The organism is Pasteurella oralis, from assembly GCF_042681465.1.
Classification (GTDB): domain Bacteria; phylum Pseudomonadota; class Gammaproteobacteria; order Enterobacterales; family Pasteurellaceae; genus Pasteurella; species Pasteurella oralis.
In genome coordinates this window covers 38,125-57,119 of sequence record NZ_JBHUFP010000001.1, presented here as the reverse complement: position 1 = coordinate 57,119, position 18,995 = coordinate 38,125, and the positions used below count along the sequence as shown (strand labels likewise).

Genomic DNA, 18,995 nt, shown 5'->3' with positions numbered 1-18,995 from the left:
GCTATTTCTGTGTTTTCTTCTCGGCATAACGTTTAATAACCGTTTGCCCAAACACAATGATAATCAATGCAATACCTGCGAGTGCAGCCGAATAAACCGTTTCGCCATCTTCGTTCAGCGTATAAATTGCCACCCCAATAGTCCGTGTAGACGGGCCATATAACATGACAGATACCGTTAACTCACGTAGTGCAGGAAGGAAGATTAAGAAAAATGCGGCAATCATACCCGGACGAACTAAAGGGACAACCACATCTTTCAAAGACTGCCACATACTTGCGCCACAAGCACGTGCTGCTTCAACTAACGAATCATGGACTTGTTCCAATGCGGCAGAGTTCGCTTTCAAGGAAAATGCCATGTAACGTGCAATATACGCGATCAGAATAATCCAAACGGTGTTGTATAAATTAATACCAAATTTACCACTCCAAGCTAAGATTACTCCTAACGCAATAACTGAACCGGGCACAGAGAATGGCAGCATGCCTAAAAACTCTAAAATACCTTTGCCCTTAACACGCATTTTCACGATCACATAAGAAATCATTACACCTGCAAACATCGTAATCACTGCGGCGGCTAAGCCTAGTAATACACTGTTGCGAATCGCATCTTTAGTCAGCTGCCAATCAAACAAGATAAATTTATAATTATCTAAGGTGAGGTTTTCCCAAGTGATTGGTAAGCCATAGGTTTTTAATCCACCCACAATAAAAATAGTGACCGTTGGCAAGACAATAGTGAACGCGATATAAAGCAAACAAATGATTAATAACGGCATTCTTAATCCTCTGAGCTTCACTTCAACAGGACGGAAACTTTTACCTGCAATGATTTGGAAACGTCCTCGATTTAAAATTTTGTTTTGCAGCCAAATAATTAACGCTGCTGTGGCAACTAACACCGTAGCCAATACTGTTCCAGTACGAATCGCTTCAAAACTTCCCGCACTTTGGTGAATACGTTCATAAATTAAGGTTGGGATATTGAAAATCCCATTTTCTACCCCTAATACTGCAACTGTACCAAAGTGAGCCATGGAATACAGCATGATCAGTAATGCACCCGACACAATACTCGGCATGACTAATGGAATTGTAATTTTACGGGTAATAGTAAATAAACTGGCACCTGAAATACGCGCAGACTCTTCTAAAGTTGGATCCATCCGTTCTAATGCCCCACATACTTGAATAAAGACAAACGGAAACAGATACATGGTTTCTACTGCCATAATGCCTGCGTAGCTATAAATATTGAAAATCGGATCTTCTAGACCAAAGGTATCCATGAAGAAACGGTTAATATAGCCAGCACGAGGAGAAAGCAACATTTTCCAAGCTAATGCGCCAATAAATGATGGCAACATGAAAGGCACTAAAAACATCACTTTCATAAAACCCTTATAAGGTAAGTCAGTTCGTGTCACCAACCAAGCAAAAAATGTACCTACAATGGTACTCATGATAGTTACACCAACCGCAATAAATAAGGAGTTAAGCAATGCTTCATAAGTTTCTTGCTGTTGTAAAATCGTCACTACGTCAGTGACATTAAATTGCCCATTAACCCAAAAGGAATTAATAAAAATTAATAACACCGGTACAGCAACAACAATCACTAAAATCCCAATGGATAAGGCGAGAATTGCATTTGCCACATTAAATGGACTTTTTTTCTGAATAACCGCTGCCATTGTTATTCCCTCCCTTGTTGGACAGCTTGTTGATTGTCAGCAAACCAAAGTAAATCGTGGAAATTGACATAACAATCATCACCCTCTGTAAACATCAAATCATGCTGCAATGCCGTATTCGTTGATACTTCCGTACGTAACAACACACCATCAATATCAATCATGTAATCCATGATTGCACCGAGAAAACTGGCTCGTACAATCTTGCCTTTTAACCCACTGCCAGTTTTACTTAACATGATATCTGATGGACGACAACCTAATTTGCCATGCTCTGTGGGTAAGTTAGCCCATTCAATCGCCTGCATACCTTGCCCAACAAAATGTCGCCCCTGCTCATAGCGCACGGGAATAAAATTGGCTAATCCCATAAATTTAAACACCATTTCATTGGCAGATTTTTCATAGATCTCCCATGGTGTACCAATTTGTTGAATATGCCCATCTTTATCCATAATGGCTAAACGATCTGAAATAGCGAGCGCAATTTCCTGATCATGTGTTACATATAAAATAGTAATACCTAATTTTTTTTGTAACTCTTTGATCTCAAAACGCATTTCTTCTCTTAAATTTGCATCCAAATTATTCAACGGCTCATCAAGCAACATCAAAGAAGGCTTTGCTACTAATGCCCTAGCTAAAGCAACCCGTTGTTGTTGTCCACCAGAAAGCTGTGAAGGCAAACGTTGTTCTAATCCAGTTAAATTAACTAAATCAACAACATCCATCACTTGCTGCTGAATCACTGCTTTATCTAACGCCTTTAACTTTAATGGATAGGCAATATTGTCAAAGACGGTCATATGCGGCCAAACCGCATAATCTTGAAAGACCACGCCTAAACTGCGCTGATCAGGCTGGATATCAATACCTGCAACAGGATCAGAAACAACATGTTCATCAATTAAAATTCGCCCAGCATCTGGGACTTCAAAGCCAGCAAGTAGACGCAGTAATACTGTTTTCCCGCAGCCAGATGGCCCAAGAAGGGTAAAGCATTCGCCGTCTTTCACCACAAGCGATAAATCTTTTAACACCTCATTCGAACCAAATGCCTTACTGACATTTTCGAAAGTGATTGTTGCCATAAAGCACTCCTGTTTTATTGACGACCTTGAAGAATTTGAGCAAATTTTTTCACGGTTTCTTCTTTCTCTGCCAAGATAGCTTGATAGTCAATCGGAATAGCACGACTAATTGCATCTTCCACAGTTGGCATGCCTTCTAAAGTGGCAATCCCTTTACGCACAGGTAACGTTCCTTCATGCGCAATAATTTTTTGTGCATCTTCAGATAATAAGAAATCAATGAATTTTTGTGCTGAAGCTGGATTTTTCGTGCCTTTAAAAATCGCGGCTGGACTTGGAATCACTAACATTTCTTTTGGATAAACTAATTTAAGTTGAGCACCTTTTTTAATTTTATCGTTAGTAATGTAGTCCACTGCCAATGAAGCTAATAAATCACCTGATGCCGTATCATCGACAACTTGTCCCGAACCTTTACCGACTTTGCCCTTATTGGCTTTGATTTTTTCAAAAAATTCCCAACCAAATGTCGATTTCAATAAAGCCACACTCATATAAGAAGTACCAGATAAAGCTGGGTTAGCAATTCCAAATGCCCCTTTATATTTTGAACCAGTGATATCTGCCCATTCTGCTGGTGGCTCTTTAACAAACCTTGTGTTATACGCAATACCTAATGTCCCAAGACGGATTGGCGTAAAAGAACCATCAAACTCTGGCAATGGATTAACAATATGCTCAACTTCTGGTGAAATATAAGTTTGTAACATGCCGTTTGCTTTCATTTTAAAGAAATCAGGTACTTCACTGGTCCAAATCACATCAGCCATGATTTGACCGGACTCTTTTTCTGCTGCAATTTTTGCCATTAATTTTCCTGCGCCTGCTGATTGATAATCCATCGCGACTTCAGGATGTTTTTCATTAAATTTTGCTTTTAATGCACCAATTAAAGATTCTTTCATGGAGGTGTATACAATGAGTTGTTCGTTAGCTTGCGCGACATTGACTACAGCCATACCTAACCCAAGCGCCATGATGATTGAAGATAATTTTTTATTCATAATCTGCCCCTTCCTATCTCGTTATTTATCAAGTTTATTGACCGATAATACCGCTTAGCCTAGCTCATACACTGTATGAAACTTAACCTACAATAGCGCTCAAAATAACAAAAAAAAAGACCGCACTTATGCTCAAAAAGCAGTCAAAATTGACCCATTTTGAAGATCACAATAGGTCAAATTTAACTCATTTATGCAGTCGTACAACAAGAGGAAGAAATTGACAGGAAAAAAGCCTATAAATGACCCAAAAAACAGGCTAACTAATTAAAATTTAAATTTTATTTTTTTGAATTCGATCACAAAAAAAAGCACATAGCCGATCAAATTTTGGGTAATATGACAAGGCAACTGATGTCAATCAAGGTGAAGATCATGCGCGCCAAATTACTCAAACGATTAACAACGTTTATCATCAGCTTATTTATTTTCACTCTGCAAGCAAAAGCAAATGAGCTTGTGATCGGCACCACTTTTGCGCTAGAAGGCATTCAGCATTTGGTCAATGAATGGAATAAACAGCCGAATACGGTGCCTATCACGACCTTAAATCGTACCAGTACATCACTCAACCAACTGTTATCTACCGAAAAAGCTCGCGAAGTGGACTTAATTCTAAGCTCCTCACCCATGCTGTTTTATAACCTACAAAAGGAAAATAAACTTTTATTGCTACCAAAAGAATTACAAGATAAAACTGGCTTTCTACCAAATATGCTCAAACCTACTACTGTGGCATTTGCCCTTTCTGGCTACGGCATGTTATTTAATAAAACTTTGTTACAATATGCTCAACGTCCTTTACCACAATCTTGGCAAGATCTGACTCATCCCGACTTACAAGGGCTGATCGTCATCAGCAGCCCAACGCGCTCTGATACGAATCACATTATGTTAGAAGCCTTATTACAAAAGCACGGTTGGCAAGAAGGTTGGGCATTAATTGAACAAATCATGCTAAATGTTGGCACAATTTCTGCACGCAGTTTTGGTGTCGTCGATAAAATCCAAGCCAATCTTGGCGCAGTGGGGATTACTATTGATAACTACGCCCATATTTTGACCCAACAAAATCACGCTAATCTCGCTTTTCATTACTTTCCACAATTTCCCGCTTCACCCACATTTATCGCGATTGTGGCTGAAAGTAGTAAAAAGTCACAAGCAATCGAATTCATTCAGTTTTTACTTAGTGAAAAAGGGCAGCGCATTTTAACGGATGTTCAAATGAGTAAATATCCTATTGTGCCCTTACCTACAACACATCCCAAAGCCGCATTACAACAACAATTATTTCAACAACCACCCATTAATTACGATTTACTGCTCAAGCGACAACAATTAGTTAAACTCTTGTTTGAACAACATATTACACATCGTTTAGGCTTACTCCAGGAGCATTGGCGTTTGTTACAGCAAAAAGAGCAAGCTTTTAACCGCCCTTTACCTGAATTACGCCAAATTTTAACCGCACTTCCTGTTTCTGCAGCGCAGGCAGAAGATGAGGTTTATTTAACTCACTTTAATCGCACACAAGAACTGTTAAGCTGGCAACACTTTTTCATTGCCCAGCAAGTCGCCTTTGTTAAAGCCTTGGAAGATTTAGAATGAAAACATGGTTTAAACACTTAGATCTCAGTACTGGACTACAACTCTCTTTTTTAGTGAGTGTATTACTGTGTCTTTTTGTTGGTGGCGTAGGGTTGTACACATGGCAACAACAACGTAGTGAAATTAACTTTGCCCTTGATCAAGATTTCCCTAAAGTACAAGCGGCATTCCAAACGGAAGAACAAATTAACATCTTACAAAATGCCTTTGTTCATCTGGTTAATGTCAAAAATACTAACGACAAAATCGCTCGTTATAACAATGCTAAACAACAGCTCGCCACCTTAAAAGAGTTGATCATTGAACTGGATGAAAATCTCGATGATCAATTAACGGATTTATTACAACAACAATCCTTATTATTAGAACAAATTTCAGCTAATATCACGGCTACTCTCACCTTAAATGAAGAATTAAACAAAACTGTTTCCAAAATTAATTGGTTACATAACGATTTTCATAATGAATTTACTGCCTTGTTACAAGAAATGAGCTGGCAGCAATCCACCCTTGCCAATAACATCGCACTCCGTCCACAAAATACGCAAAAAGTGGAACAATTGAAAAAGTTACAACAAGAATTGCTGCTAGTTTATGACTTTACTAACTACGAAGAACAAATTATTACTGAACTACGTACACAGATTGCTGAACCAAGCCAAAACAGCGCAGCACGATTACATAATTATTTAAGCTATCTCTCTTTACTCATTAATAACCGTATTGCCTTACTGGGTAGACATTCTTCTATTATCACAATTCAACAAATTTTAACTGAACTTATTAGTTTTGGCTTAAATCCCCAAGAATTACCCGCACTGTTTCTACTCAGAACGGAACTAAACCAACAACAGCAACAATTGATTACACAAAGCGAAACAGTGTTTGATGCTTTTCGGCAACGAATTAATACTCAAATTGGTAACAGCAAAAACCAACTTCATTTATTACACAATATCGTAGAAAAAAGTACGCAATTTAATGGTGTGTTAATTCTGCTCGCTATGCTACTTGCCTGTATCTTTGTGATTGCTGTTAACTTTTTTTATATTCGTTTACGTTTACTAAAACGCTTTCAACAACTCAATCAAGCGGTTGTTCAACTCACCAATGGTGAAGATGATGTTAAAATTGCCATTTATGGCAACGATGAACTGGGACGTATCGCTAAACTGTTACGCCTCTTTTTGTTTGAAATGCAGAAAAAAACTCAAGAATTAGAATTGCGCAATCAAATTTTACTCGATGAAATCGACTATCGCGTTAAAGTCCAGACAGAACTTGAAAATACACAAAATGAACTAACACAAGCAGCCAAATTAGCCGCAGTGGGAAAAACCTTAACGTCCATTAGCCACGAAATTACCCAACCGCTCAATGCCATGAATGCCTACTTATTTAGTGCTAAAAGAGCGGTAAAAAAGCAAAATATTGATGCTATTTTGACTTATTTAGACAAAATGAACCATTTAGTGGAACGCACTGCACTGATTGTCAAACGCTTACGCCAATTTTCACGGCAAGGCTCTGGAAAAATACAAGCAGTGGATTTAACAGACTGCATACAAGGGGCATGGGAGTTATTAGAAACACAACATAAAAATCGACAAGGTCGCTTAACTACACCAGCAGATCTCCCCCATGTACTTGGCGAAGACGTATTAATCGAACAAGTCTTTGTCAATTTATTCTTAAATGCTCTCGAAGCTATCGAGCATATTCCACCTCATATTTACATTGAAGTAGCGAGTATCGATGAAGACTATATCAGCCTGTGGGTCTCGGATAATGGCAAAGGTTGGCCATTAACAGAAAAGCTACTTCAACCTTTTGCCAGCAGTAAATCCATTAATTTAGGCTTAGGACTATCCATTAGCCAATCAATTATGGAACAATGTCAAGGTGAACTACGTATCGCCTCGACATTAAAACACAACGCATTAATTATTTTAAATTTTAAGGTAACGCAAGATGTTTAACTCAGCATATAACGTACTGCTCATTGATGATGACATTGATATTCTTGATTCTTATCAAGACTTACTGCGCGAAGAAGGCTATCAAGTGATTACCTGTGCTGATCCCGTGGATATTGTGTCTCAAATTCCTGATAACTGGATTGGTGTCGTACTTTGTGATGTACTGCTCCCTAATATTTCAGGTCTTACCCTACTAGAACATATCACACAACGAGATTCACACATCCCAGTTATTATGATCACTGGGCATGGCGATGTGCCAATGGCAGTAGAAGCTGTCAAAAAAGGGGCAACTAACTTTCTGGAAAAACCCATTTCACCTGAAAATCTCTTGATTCAAGTAGAACATGCCTTAGCCAAACGTGCCGCATTAATTGAAAATCGTTACTGGCAGTTAGAAAAATTAAACGAAAGTTTTATTGGGCAAAGTGATTGGATTCACACTATCCGTAGCCAGCTACAAAAGCTAGCAGATATTGATGTCCCCGTTTTTTTATGGGGAGAAACTGGCACGGGACGGCACTTATCAGCAACTTACTTACATAAACTCAGTCATCGTAAACATGCGCCCTTCATTAATGTGGAATGCTTGGCACAAAATAAAATTCACATTGAAACCCTAATTAATGAGGTTGAACAAGGCACATTAGTATTAAAAAATATTCATCACTTACCTGCCAGTGAGCAACAATTGCTCGCCAATGGGCTAAATAACCAACAGCATCCATTTCGCTTAGTCGTAATCAGTGATGTCCCCTTACTTAGCTTGATTCAAAAACAAACTTTAATTGCTGAACTGTATTATTTATTTTTACACACACAACTTGAGCTATTGCCATTAAAAAAACATGCCACAGATATTGTGCCAATTTTTTGTCATTATGTGCATAAAAGTTGCGCTAGATTAAACAAAGACTACGTCGAGCCATCGAAAAAGTTACGTCAACATTTGCTCAATCAAGACTGGCAGGGTAATGTCAAAGAGCTGATTCATGTGGCTGAACTATACGCGATTGGACTACTTGCTGAACAAACCTCAGCGGCAACATTAGCCACTTCAACAATTAAAACAGATCACATTAAACCATTAGATGAACAAATTAACGAATATGAAAAACAAATTATTGAAGAGGCGCTGATTTTCTATCAAGGTAGAATTAATGAAGTGGCTAATTATTTAGATATTCCACGTAAAAAATTATATCTACGTATGCGTAAATACGGCATTGATAAGAAAAATTATAAATTCTAACTACACAGACCGCACATTACGCATGTGCGGTAATTGCCTATGCCACACAATAAAATAGCTTTTTTCCAACAAGATAACGCCGAAATAGCACGATAATCAATTTTACATCGAGGTAAAATCCCTTTATCCTTTTGTTCCAAATATATTCTATTCGCCTTATCCATTAGGACAATTCTAATGAAAAATAAAACTATGTATATTGGTCTAGTGCTTGTCACACTACTCACTTTTATTGTCGATATGCTTGCCAAAAGCACCTTCGCTATCAATGCCAAATTAAGTGCACTAACTATTGCAATTCTGTTAGGTATTTTACTTGGCAATACGCTTTATCCTAAATTTTCACAATATACTGCACAAGGTGTCATTTTTGCCAAAGGCACATTGCTCCGCCTAGGGATTATTTTGTACGGTTTTCGTTTAACCTTTCAAGACATTAGCGCGGTAGGTGTTAATGCGATTGCGGTAGATGCAATCATGTTAATCAGTACTTTTGCGCTTACTGTTTGGCTCGGTCTTCGCTACTTAAACATGGATAAACAAATTGTTTATTTGACAGCAGGTGGCTGTAGTATTTGTGGCGCAGCTGCCATTATGTCTATGCAGCCCGTGACAAAAGCAGAATCTCATCAAGTTTCTGTTTCTGTCGCCGTCATTGTCATTTTCGGCACAATCTCAATGTTTTTATATCCTACAATATACCCTTATCTCGTAACTTGGTTAAGTGAACATCAATTTGGCATTTATATCGGCTCTAGTGTACACGAAGTTGCTCAAGTTTATGCCGCTGGTGGTAACATTAGCTCAACAGTTGCAGATACTGCCGTTATTTCAAAAATGATCCGTGTGATGATGCTTGCGCCATTTTTACTCTTTATTTCTTGGTTACTGGCTAAACAAAATCACAATCAACAAAACAATAAAATCACTATTCCATGGTTTGCTTTTTTATTTATTCTGATGGCGGTAATCAATTCCTTCTCACTCATTCCCGCTCATATCGTCAAATGGATCGTGGAAATTGACGGATTATTACTCATCGCCGCTATGGCCGCCTTAGGCTTAACCACCCATATCAGTGCCATTAAACAAGCAGGCATCAAACCGCTCATCTTAGGGGCATTAGTATTATGTTGGTTAGTGATTGGTGGATTTTTTGTGAATGTTGGAATGAGTCAGATCATGTAAATCCCTAGATGATTCAGAAAAGTGCGGTCTGTTTTTTCGCAATTTTAGTTTTCTAACCAATTTCGTAATAGCTGTTCGCCATGTTCCGTCATAAAGGATTCTGGGTGGAATTGAACGCCGTAAATTGGCAGAGATTTGTGTTGAAAAGCCATGACAACGTCTTCAGCACAATGAGCTGTGATTTCTAATGCAGTAGGAAAATCTTGTGCCTTAATTGCCCAAGAATGATATAAACCAATTTGAAATTCAGTTGGTAGTCCTACAAATAAACCAGCGTTTGAACACACCTTTAAACGCTGAATGCGACCATGTCGTACCTTGTCTAAATTGTATAATTCACCACCAAAAAACTCGCATAGGGTTTGATGTCCCAAACAGACACCTAAAATCGATTTAGATTGGTGATATCTTGCTAACATCTCAAATAATTGTGGATAAGCACGAGGCACATCTGGACCCGGCGAAATCAAAATATGACTAAATGTTTCTATCTTTACCAACGCCAATTCTTGTACATTTACCACGTCAAAAGGCACAGCTAAACGACGGATTAAATCTACTAAGTTGTAAGTAAAAGAATCTTGATTGTTAATGATAAGAAGTCGTTTCATGCCTATATAATATTCCATTGAGAAAGAGGCAAAGTATAAAGGAAAAAGCGGATTTTTGTCTGATTTTCCGCTAAACTTTCACTTATTTTTTCAAATACAGATAACTTATGTGCTTTCATTCTTTTATTCAACAAGCCAATCAATACGGTAAGCAACGTCAACCATTTTTCTTTTTGATTGATTTTGAACAGCAACAACCGATAATTTGTCCTTTAGCACAAGCCGCCAGTCTGGGGCTATTTTTTTCTATTCGAGACAAACATAATATTGATTGGCAAATAGAAATGCCGACCATACCTTTTGAATTGAACAAATTTCCGATAGCAAAAACAGATTATCAACGTGGTTTTGCTTTAGTACAGCAAGAATTACAAAAAGGTAATTCTTATTTATTGAATCTCACTTATCCCACTGAAATTGAGATGAATTTTAGCCTTGCTCAGATTTTCCAGCAAACAAAAGCGCCTTATAAATTGTATTATCAAGATCGCTTTGTCTGTTTTTCGCCTGAATGTTTTATCAAAATTGAGCAAAACCAAATCTATACTTATCCAATGAAAGGTACGATTGATGCCACCTTGCCTAATGCACAAGCAATGTTGCTGAATTCAGAAAAAGAACAGCAAGAACATTACACTATTGTTGATTTAATGCGTAATGATTTAGCAACGGTATCAGAAAAAGTGGAAGTGACTCGTTTTCGTTATGTGGAAAAAATCGAAACACCAAAAGGCGCAATCTTGCAGACAAGTTCGGAAATTAGAGGCAATTTAGCAGAGAAGTGGCAAGAAAACATCGGTACTATTTTAGCTACTTTACTGCCTGCGGGTTCAATTAGCGGTGCACCGAAAGAAAAAACCGTGCAAATTATTCAAGCAGCAGAACAGCAAAAACGCGGTTATTACACCGGCATTTTTGGCATTTTTGATGGTAATACTGTACAAAGTGCGGTAGCAATTCGTTTTATTGAACAAGTGCACAATAAATATTATTTTCGCAGTGGTGGGGGAATCACTATCTTGAGTGAACTAGAAGATGAGTACCAAGAATTACTGCAGAAAGTCTATGTACCATTAGGATAAAAATGATGTTTCCCTTATTTGAAACTATTGCGATTACCAATGGTAAGATTCAAAATCTTGCCTTGCACCAACAACGCTATATTAATAGTTTAAAGCAATTTTATGGTAAAAATACGCTCAACATTCATGATTTTAGCGAAATTATCCAAATTCAGACCGCACTTATACAAACTCAACACGCCCCTTTGATTCGCTGTCGCATTGATTACAACGCGACCGAATTGCAAGTGCAATATTTTGCTTATCAACGCAAAACTTACCGCACTTTTCAGCCCGTGATTTGTGATGAAATTGATTATGGGCTGAAATATGCTGATCGGACTTACTTAAATCAACTGTTGCAACAAAAAGGTGATTGCGATGAAATCATGATCATCAAACAAGGTAAGGTAACTGATTGTACAATTGGCAACTTAATATTTCGTCAGGGTGAAGTATGGGTTACTCCTGATACACCTTTATTCGCTGGTACCCAACGAGCAAAACTATTAGCGGCAAATAAAATTCAACAACGCACGATCTTATTAGAAGACATCGCAACATTTGACGAAGTTCGTTTAATTAATGCCCTAAATCCACTGTAAATTTTCCTTGAACCGCGTACAATAAAAACGTTTTTTCAATCAAATAAAAGGAGATGAGAAAAATGAGTAAAGTGATTCATACTAACAACGCCCCCGCAGCAATTGGTCCTTATGTGCAAGCTGTTGACTTGGGGAATATGCTGTTAACTTCGGGGCAAATTCCAGTCAATCCCCAAACAGGCGACGTCCCCGCTGATATTGTTGCTCAAACACGCCAATCTTTAGAAAATATCAAAGCCATTGTTGAACAAGCAGGTTTGCAAGTCGCCAATATTGTGAAAACGACGGTATTTGTCAAAAATTTAAATGATTTTGCTGCTGTAAATGCGGAATATGAACGCTTCTTTAAAGAAAACAATCATCCAAATTTCCCTGCACGTTCTTGTGTCGAAGTCGCCCGCCTACCAAAAGATGTCGGTATTGAAATCGAAGCCATTGCGCTACGCGGTTAATCGACTAGATTTCCTACCTATTCACAATTTTAAACATCGGACGCCAAACATGGCGTCCCTATATAAAGTGCAGTGACTTTTTTTACAATTTTGATTAGCAAAATCGGTAGGATAGGCTTTAGCTCATCATCTTACATATCACCTCTCGATTTATTGATGCACTAAAATGGCTCCACTTGTCTATCAAGGCAAAAATAATGATAAAGGGCGTTGTTTAATCAGTTTCCACACACACTTGCCAATATCGCACCAGCTTTCAATTTGCGCATCTAATGAACGTAATGCCACACAAAGTGCAATAAAGAAACTCACTACTAGATTCACAATCCCGATCAATAACACTAACATCAGTCCTTGTAGAAACAGTTGCCAAGTGAAATCACCACTGACTGTCATATAACCTAAATTAGCAGAAGAAAAAGCCACATGCCGAATATCAAGCGGTAAATTTAATAGATGCCCCACTAACCCCGTTAAACCGAGCAATAAGCCAAAACACAAATTACCCATAATCGAACCATAATTATCGTGCCAATAATCTGCTAATTTATAGCGCATATTACGAGTCAACAGAAGACGTAAAATGGGGTGGTTACGCAAACGCATTCTCAAGTTCAAATAATTACTTCGATTATCAAAATAACCTGAAATAATCCCCGAAAAGAACAACCAAAAACCCGCAATCGCAGCAAACCATAAAGACCCTTTCATTGGATCAATAGATTTTTGCTGATATGCAATCTCTGCCTCGGAGAGTAAAGGTACACCAACATAATGCTGGTAGCCTATGGCTAGTAAACAAGCAACTAAAATAGCGAGAGTAACATTACCTAATACGGCTACCGTTTGTGAACGAAATACATCAATGAGCAATTGTGCTAATTGCAGATTGACGGATTTTCCTTGCCCACTATCTACCGTTTCAGCAAAACGGGCCGCGGTCATCGCAGGTTGTTTAGTTGCTACTGTACAATGCAACATAAAAATAAGTGTAAAACCAATACCATAATTCAACCCTTCAGCAACACCACGCCAGACACGATCCTCAATAACATCGCCCAAATAAAGTTTAAACAGTGCCATCAAGGCAATTAAAATTCCCCCACCAGCGGCAGAAAAAAACATTGCACGATATTCCTGACTATCACGAGTAATGTAATGCTCACCATGATCACTTTTATTTTGTGTAATACTACGAGCCAACATCTTGACGCTTTGTTTCCACAAATCTACTGCACTATGACTTTGCGCTGAAGCCACTGCCAAGATGCCAGTAAACACTAAAATTCGGCGCGGTGGCAAACGATCTTGTTGAAAAATGTCCATTAAAATAGCCAACCGATCAAGCATCTGATCTAGGCGAGCCAGTAAATGTGCTACACCTAAAGTTGACCCTGCACTCGCACCACGACGATGAATACGATCAATTTGCTCACGGCATTGTTCAAACATGACTTGCAAATGCGCATCATCATAAAATACATGCTGACGCCGAGCATTCACCCAATTTGCCACTTCTCGTTGTAACGCCACAAAAGGCGAATCAGCATCCAATAAAGTCGGATCCAAACGCATCAATTCAGGTTCTAATTCTTCTGCAGCAATCCAAATTGCTAACATTTCAATTGCAAATAGCCCTTCATAGCGTAAATGATTATGCACATTTTCACGATCTCTTTCAGTACTATGCTGTTGTAAAATATCTAATAATTTTATCCAATCTTGAATTGCAGTTGCTTGTAGCCATTCTTCATCACTTTCTTCACAAAACAAGACAAAGAAAATATCACGCAAATCATTTAAATCTTTAAAAGCAGGGTTAAAACGCTCATATAAACGTTTTTGAATTTCACGCCCAAAACCTTCTCGCCCTAAAATGCCGCAACTGATAAACAATGGATACAAACGCATTTGGCAAATCCATTGACATAGCAAAGTTGCCGCATTTGCGGCAAGGACAGGATGCTGATTTAACATCTGGATAAATTGAGCTAAACGTGTTGCTGCCTCTTTTTTACCTCCAGCACGTAGCCATTGGCACGCTCCATTTAATAGGGTAAAGGCATTTTGTTGTTCAATTTGTGTAGTTAAAAAAGGAATAATGTTTTCCGCGTTTAAATTATATTTCTCGATCATAAAGCGCTATTCAGTTACATAAAAAATAGAAGTAGCTATGGTTAAAGCCATAGCTGAGAGAAAACAAAATAACATATTCAGCGCTTAATGAAAAATTAGGCAACGATCAAACAAGCCGTTATGCTGCCGACAAGCATAAAAGTGCGGTCGATTTTTTAGAAATTTTGATGTGTAGAAATCAGTAGGATGGGCAACCTATCATCTAGTATGTTCTTAATTTATCAGTATGCTAAAACCCATCCTGCTTTACATTATAATGGAAAAAGGGCGGATTGAGATAACCGCCCTAGAATCACAGAATAAACATAACAAGTAGAAAGGATAATGAAAGAAGTTACCCTTTTACACCACCAGCAGTTAATCCACTAACTAACCAACGTTGTGCCAATAAAAATACCACTGTAATTGGAATAGCTGACAATACTGCTGCGGCAGCAAAATCACCCCATAAATAGTTTTGTGGATATAAATATTGCTGCATACCAACGGCTAGTGTATAACTATTCACATCACGTAACAGTAATGAAGCAACAGGCACTTCAGTAATTGCCGCAATAAACGAGAGAATAAATACCACCGCTAAAATAGGTACAGAAAGCGGTAATAAAATCAAACGGAATGCCTGCCATGGCGTCGCACCATCTAGTGATGCCGCTTCTTCCAATGAGCCATCAATAGTTTCAAAATAACCTTTAATTGTCCAAACATGTAACGCAATGCCACCTAAATAAGCAAATACTACACCCGCATGGGTATTTAAACCTAAGAAAGGAACATATTGCCCTAAACGATCAAACAACGCATACAATGCCACTAAAGACAGTACTGCTGGGAACATTTGGAAAATTAACATGCCTTGTAAAATCGTCTTTTTACCTTTGAATTTCATCCGTGCAAATGCGTACGCACAAGTGGTTGAAAGCGTCACAATACCAATCGAGGTCACTGTCGCCACTTTCACTGAATTCCATAACCATAATAAAACAGGAAATGGCGGCGGGGTGACACTGCCATCAGGGTGAACCACATCAAACCCCAACGCTAATTTCCAATGTTCCCATGAAATTTCACTTGGAATAATTTCACCAATCGCTAAATTACCGGGACGCAAAGAAATGCCGATCACCATCAGCAATGGAAACATAATTAACGAAATAAATAGGATTAATAATAAGTGCGTACCAAATAAGCGATAACGCATTGATTTAGGTTGAACTATAGCCATAAATTCGTCCCTCTTAATCTAATTTAAGTTTAGTGGCTTTTAAATTGAGCAAGGCTAAACCACCTACTAATAAGAAGATAATCGTTGCAATTGCCGCAGCTAAACCAAAATCTTGTGAACCACTTCCTTCAAACGCAATACGATAAGTATAGCTCACTAATAAATCGGTATAACCCGCAGGTGTAGTGGTGCCGATCATATCTGGGCGACCATTGGTCAATAATTGAATTAGCACAAAATTATTAAAGTTGAATGCGAATGAAGCGATCATCAATGGTGTTAATGGTTTTAGCAATAATGGGAAAGTAATTCGACTAAAGTTTTGCCATGTTGAGGCACCATCCATTGCAGAGGCTTCATATAAATCTTGTGGAATCGCTTTTAATAATCCCATACATAAAATCATCATATAAGGATAACCAAGCCATGTATTTACAATTAAAATCATGCTTTTCGCTAAGAAAGGATCATTAAACCATTCTGGTCGAATACCAAATAGCTGATTAAGAATTAAATTGATCTCACCAAAACTTTGGTTAAATAACCCCTTAAATACCAGAATGGAAATAAAAGAAGGGACAGCATAAGGCAAAATTAATAATAGGCGGTAAATCCCTTTACCTTTTAATGCTTCCCATTGCACAACGCAAGCTAACACCATACCTAAAATGACAGTGAAAATAACCGTCAGTACAGAAAATATTACAGTCCAAATAAAAATTTGAATGAAAGGTTTTTGAATGCCCTCGTCAGTAAAAATTTTCACAAAGTTAGTAAAACCTGTTGATACGGTAAAACCCGGTTCTAAGGTTTCACTGAGCCAATTGCCTTGTGTATCAACCAATTGAAAGAAACCCGTATCATGATTTGCACGATAGATTTTACCTGTTTCATTATTGGTTAACTGTTGTAAGTTTGCTTCATAATGATAACGTGGTTTTTGCTCAGAAAATTGGCGTAATGAACTCATCGTTAAGCTTTTACCATCAGGCAATATGATCTGCATTGCTTGAAGTGCACTACGATTTTGAGTAATTATTTTTAATGGTGCTGGCGTACCTGTCGGAGCGACCCCTTCTGTGACGTGAATTTCGGTATCGCTGAATTGAGTTGGCGCTGAAATAAAAATTTGATCTGTATTTTTATTATGTAGCACAATTTGCCACTGTTCGCCTTGTGGATAAAGCTTAAAGTCAAACTTATCGCCGGCAAAATAACGTTGCTCTGATAACACACTCAATGCACGTTCAAAAGCCAATTGGTTAGTCCCACTGTAATTTGTAAATGCAATAGCAATTGTCGCAACCAGCGGAAATAAAATAAAGATAATCATCCCAGTAATACCAGGATAAACATAACGCCATGCATAGACTTTTTTGCTAGTGAAAACATATACGCCTGAGGTTAAAATCACCAAAGTTAACAGAGCAAATAAATATTCACCTTGCGAATACATTAATACCACTAAATATAAATCGAGGAGCAATACAATCCCTGCAACGATCCATTTAAGCCATGACGATTGTGTGTTGGATTTCGCATGATGGGTTACCATAAAAGCACCTATTTTCATTCTGTGGGTATAACATTAATACACCCAAATCAAAATTATCTAGAAAATTGGGCAAAGGGCAGACTCATAGACCTGCCCTTACCAAAGTAGATTATTGTTTTTGGATACGGCTATGTGCATCATCTAATGCCGCTTTCACGCTTTGACGTTGATTAACAGCATTAATAATTGCACTACGCTCTGCATACCAGAATGCTGACATTTGTGGAATATTTGGCATGATTTCACCCTTTTCCGCATTCATCATTGTTGCCGCAATACGAGGATCTTGCGCTAATTTTTGTTGGAATGATTTTAATGCTACTGCACCTAATGGTTTATCTTTATTAACCATATCTAAGCCATCATCAGTTAACAAATAGTTTTCTAAGAACTCAACAGCTAAGTCTTTATTTGGGCTAGCTGCATTAATACCGGCACTTAATACACCAACAAATGGTTTAGATGGATTTCCATTTAACGTTGGTAATACTGCTACACCATAGTTAATGCCACTTTTTTCAATGTTGCCCCAAGACCAAGGACCATTAATCGTTAACGCTGTTTGCCCTTTATTAAATGCGGCTTCTGCAATAGAGTAGTCCATATCTGGATTAATTTCTTTTGCTTTAACCATATCAACGACAAATTGTAACCCTTTTTGTGATCCTTCATTATTCACACCAATATCATTTGCATCATATTGACCATTCGCATATTTAAAGGCATAGCCACCATTTGATGCAACAACAGGCCATGTAAAGTAAGGTTCTGCCAAGTTCCACATAATGGCACTCTTACCTTCTTTTTTAAATTTCTTATCTAGTTCTTTAATTTCTTCCCAAGATTTTGGTGGCGTTGGAAGTAAATCTTTATTGTAAATTAATGATAAAGATTCAATTGCAACTGGATAACCAATTAACTTGCCATTGTATGTTTCTGCATCCCAAGCAAAATCAACAAATTTTTGCTTAAATTCATTACTTGGATGTAATTCTGCTAATAAACCTGATTGCGCATAACCACCAAAACGGTCATGTGCCCAAAAAATAATATCAGGACCATCACCCGTTGATGCCACTTGTGGATATTTTTCTTCTAATTTATCTGGATGTTCTACTAATACTTGCACACCCGTATCTGCTTCAAATTTCTTTCCTACTTCAGCTAGACCGTTATAGCCCTTATCACCATTAATCCAAATAACCAGTTTACCCTCTGTCATTTTTGCCATCACAGATGAAGAAAGAACCAAACCAGCTACCGCAGTGAGTGTAAATTTTACAAAATTATTTTTCATAGCATTGCTCCTGAATCTTGAGAGATAATGTTGATAAGTAGAAAGATAACAAAACCTTTTTTGGTGTAGCATAGAATGAAGTGAAAGCCCCCATTATTCATCATCCCCCTCTCTACGCCCCTACTTGCCATAATGTGATCTTATTAATAATTTAGTCAAAAGTGTGATAGGGATCATATAAATTTAATGGAGAAATGAGATCAAAATCACAAAAAAGCCACAAAAATAC

15 protein-coding genes are annotated in these 18,995 nt (G+C 37.9%); 7 read left to right on the top strand and 8 right to left on the bottom strand.

Annotated elements, in window-relative coordinates; all coding sequences use genetic code 11:
* Position 1 precedes the first annotated feature (1 nt).
* The 3 genes from ACFSAV_RS00240 to ACFSAV_RS00230 are packed head-to-tail and all read right to left on the bottom strand — an operon-like array spanning position 2 to position 3,794.
* The gene (locus tag ACFSAV_RS00240) at positions 2-1,699 is read right to left on the bottom strand and encodes an ABC transporter permease (RefSeq protein ID WP_101775682.1); all 1,698 of its coding nucleotides are present in this window, start codon (positions 1,697-1,699) and stop codon (positions 2-4) included.
* A gap of 2 nt (positions 1,700-1,701) precedes the next feature.
* Positions 1,702-2,790: an ABC transporter ATP-binding protein gene (locus ACFSAV_RS00235; RefSeq protein WP_379094839.1), complete on the bottom strand. Its 1,089-nt coding sequence runs from the start codon at positions 2,788-2,790 to the stop codon at positions 1,702-1,704.
* A 14-nt stretch (positions 2,791-2,804) separates the two neighbouring features.
* Positions 2,805-3,794 carry an ABC transporter substrate-binding protein gene (locus ACFSAV_RS00230; RefSeq protein ID WP_101775684.1) on the bottom strand — a complete coding sequence of 330 codons (990 nt, stop codon included), beginning with the start codon at positions 3,792-3,794 and terminating at the stop codon, positions 2,805-2,807.
* A 375-nt stretch (positions 3,795-4,169) separates the two neighbouring features.
* Between ACFSAV_RS00230 and ACFSAV_RS00225 the strand changes: the two genes are divergently transcribed.
* The 4 genes from ACFSAV_RS00225 to ACFSAV_RS00210 all read left to right on the top strand — a co-directional run bounded on the left by ACFSAV_RS00225 (position 4,170) and on the right by ACFSAV_RS00210 (position 9,824).
* Positions 4,170-5,405, top strand: a complete 1,236-nt coding sequence (locus tag ACFSAV_RS00225) for an ABC transporter substrate-binding protein (RefSeq protein WP_379094836.1) — start codon at positions 4,170-4,172, stop codon at positions 5,403-5,405.
* Complete coding sequence (locus tag ACFSAV_RS00220; protein WP_379094833.1) at positions 5,402-7,384, top strand: ATP-binding protein; 1,983 nt, start codon at positions 5,402-5,404, stop codon at positions 7,382-7,384. Before ACFSAV_RS00225 ends, ACFSAV_RS00220 begins: the two co-directional genes overlap by 4 nt.
* On the top strand, positions 7,377-8,636 hold the full coding sequence (locus ACFSAV_RS00215; protein WP_379094830.1) for a sigma-54-dependent transcriptional regulator: 1,260 nt from the start codon (positions 7,377-7,379) through the stop codon (positions 8,634-8,636). Before ACFSAV_RS00220 ends, ACFSAV_RS00215 begins: the two co-directional genes overlap by 8 nt.
* 177 nt (positions 8,637-8,813) lie before the next feature.
* Complete coding sequence (locus ACFSAV_RS00210; RefSeq protein WP_379094827.1) at positions 8,814-9,824, top strand: YeiH family protein; 1,011 nt, start codon at positions 8,814-8,816, stop codon at positions 9,822-9,824.
* Between the two features lie 44 nt (positions 9,825-9,868).
* Here ACFSAV_RS00210 and ACFSAV_RS00205 read toward each other — a convergent pair whose 3' ends face one another.
* On the bottom strand, positions 9,869-10,435 hold the full coding sequence (locus ACFSAV_RS00205; protein ID WP_379094824.1) for an anthranilate synthase component II: 567 nt from the start codon (positions 10,433-10,435) through the stop codon (positions 9,869-9,871).
* Between the two features lie 107 nt (positions 10,436-10,542).
* Between ACFSAV_RS00205 and ACFSAV_RS00200 the strand changes: the two genes are divergently transcribed.
* From ACFSAV_RS00200 to ACFSAV_RS00190, 3 genes are all read left to right on the top strand, one after another.
* Positions 10,543-11,517: an aminodeoxychorismate synthase component I gene (locus ACFSAV_RS00200; RefSeq protein ID WP_379094821.1), complete on the top strand. Its 975-nt coding sequence runs from the start codon at positions 10,543-10,545 to the stop codon at positions 11,515-11,517.
* A 2-nt stretch (positions 11,518-11,519) separates the two neighbouring features.
* Complete coding sequence (locus tag ACFSAV_RS00195; RefSeq protein WP_379094818.1) at positions 11,520-12,101, top strand: aminotransferase class IV family protein; 582 nt, start codon at positions 11,520-11,522, stop codon at positions 12,099-12,101.
* Between the two features lie 62 nt (positions 12,102-12,163).
* The gene (locus ACFSAV_RS00190) at positions 12,164-12,553 is read left to right on the top strand and encodes a RidA family protein (protein WP_379094815.1); all 390 of its coding nucleotides are present in this window, start codon (positions 12,164-12,166) and stop codon (positions 12,551-12,553) included.
* 183 nt (positions 12,554-12,736) lie between these two features.
* On the opposite strand, the gene ACFSAV_RS00185 is transcribed toward ACFSAV_RS00190, so the two are convergent.
* From ACFSAV_RS00185 to malE, 4 genes are all read right to left on the bottom strand, one after another.
* The gene (locus ACFSAV_RS00185; RefSeq protein ID WP_379094812.1) at positions 12,737-14,689 is read right to left on the bottom strand and encodes a site-specific recombinase; all 1,953 of its coding nucleotides are present in this window, start codon (positions 14,687-14,689) and stop codon (positions 12,737-12,739) included.
* A 334-nt stretch (positions 14,690-15,023) separates the two neighbouring features.
* Positions 15,024-15,914, bottom strand: a complete 891-nt coding sequence (gene malG / locus ACFSAV_RS00180; RefSeq protein ID WP_379094809.1) for a maltose ABC transporter permease MalG — start codon at positions 15,912-15,914, stop codon at positions 15,024-15,026.
* A gap of 13 nt (positions 15,915-15,927) precedes the next feature.
* Positions 15,928-17,469: a maltose ABC transporter permease MalF gene (gene malF / locus ACFSAV_RS00175; RefSeq protein ID WP_379094806.1), complete on the bottom strand. Its 1,542-nt coding sequence runs from the start codon at positions 17,467-17,469 to the stop codon at positions 15,928-15,930.
* 109 nt (positions 17,470-17,578) lie between these two features.
* The gene (gene malE / locus ACFSAV_RS00170; protein ID WP_101775696.1) at positions 17,579-18,766 is read right to left on the bottom strand and encodes a maltose/maltodextrin ABC transporter substrate-binding protein MalE; all 1,188 of its coding nucleotides are present in this window, start codon (positions 18,764-18,766) and stop codon (positions 17,579-17,581) included.
* Positions 18,767-18,995 lie beyond the last annotated feature (229 nt).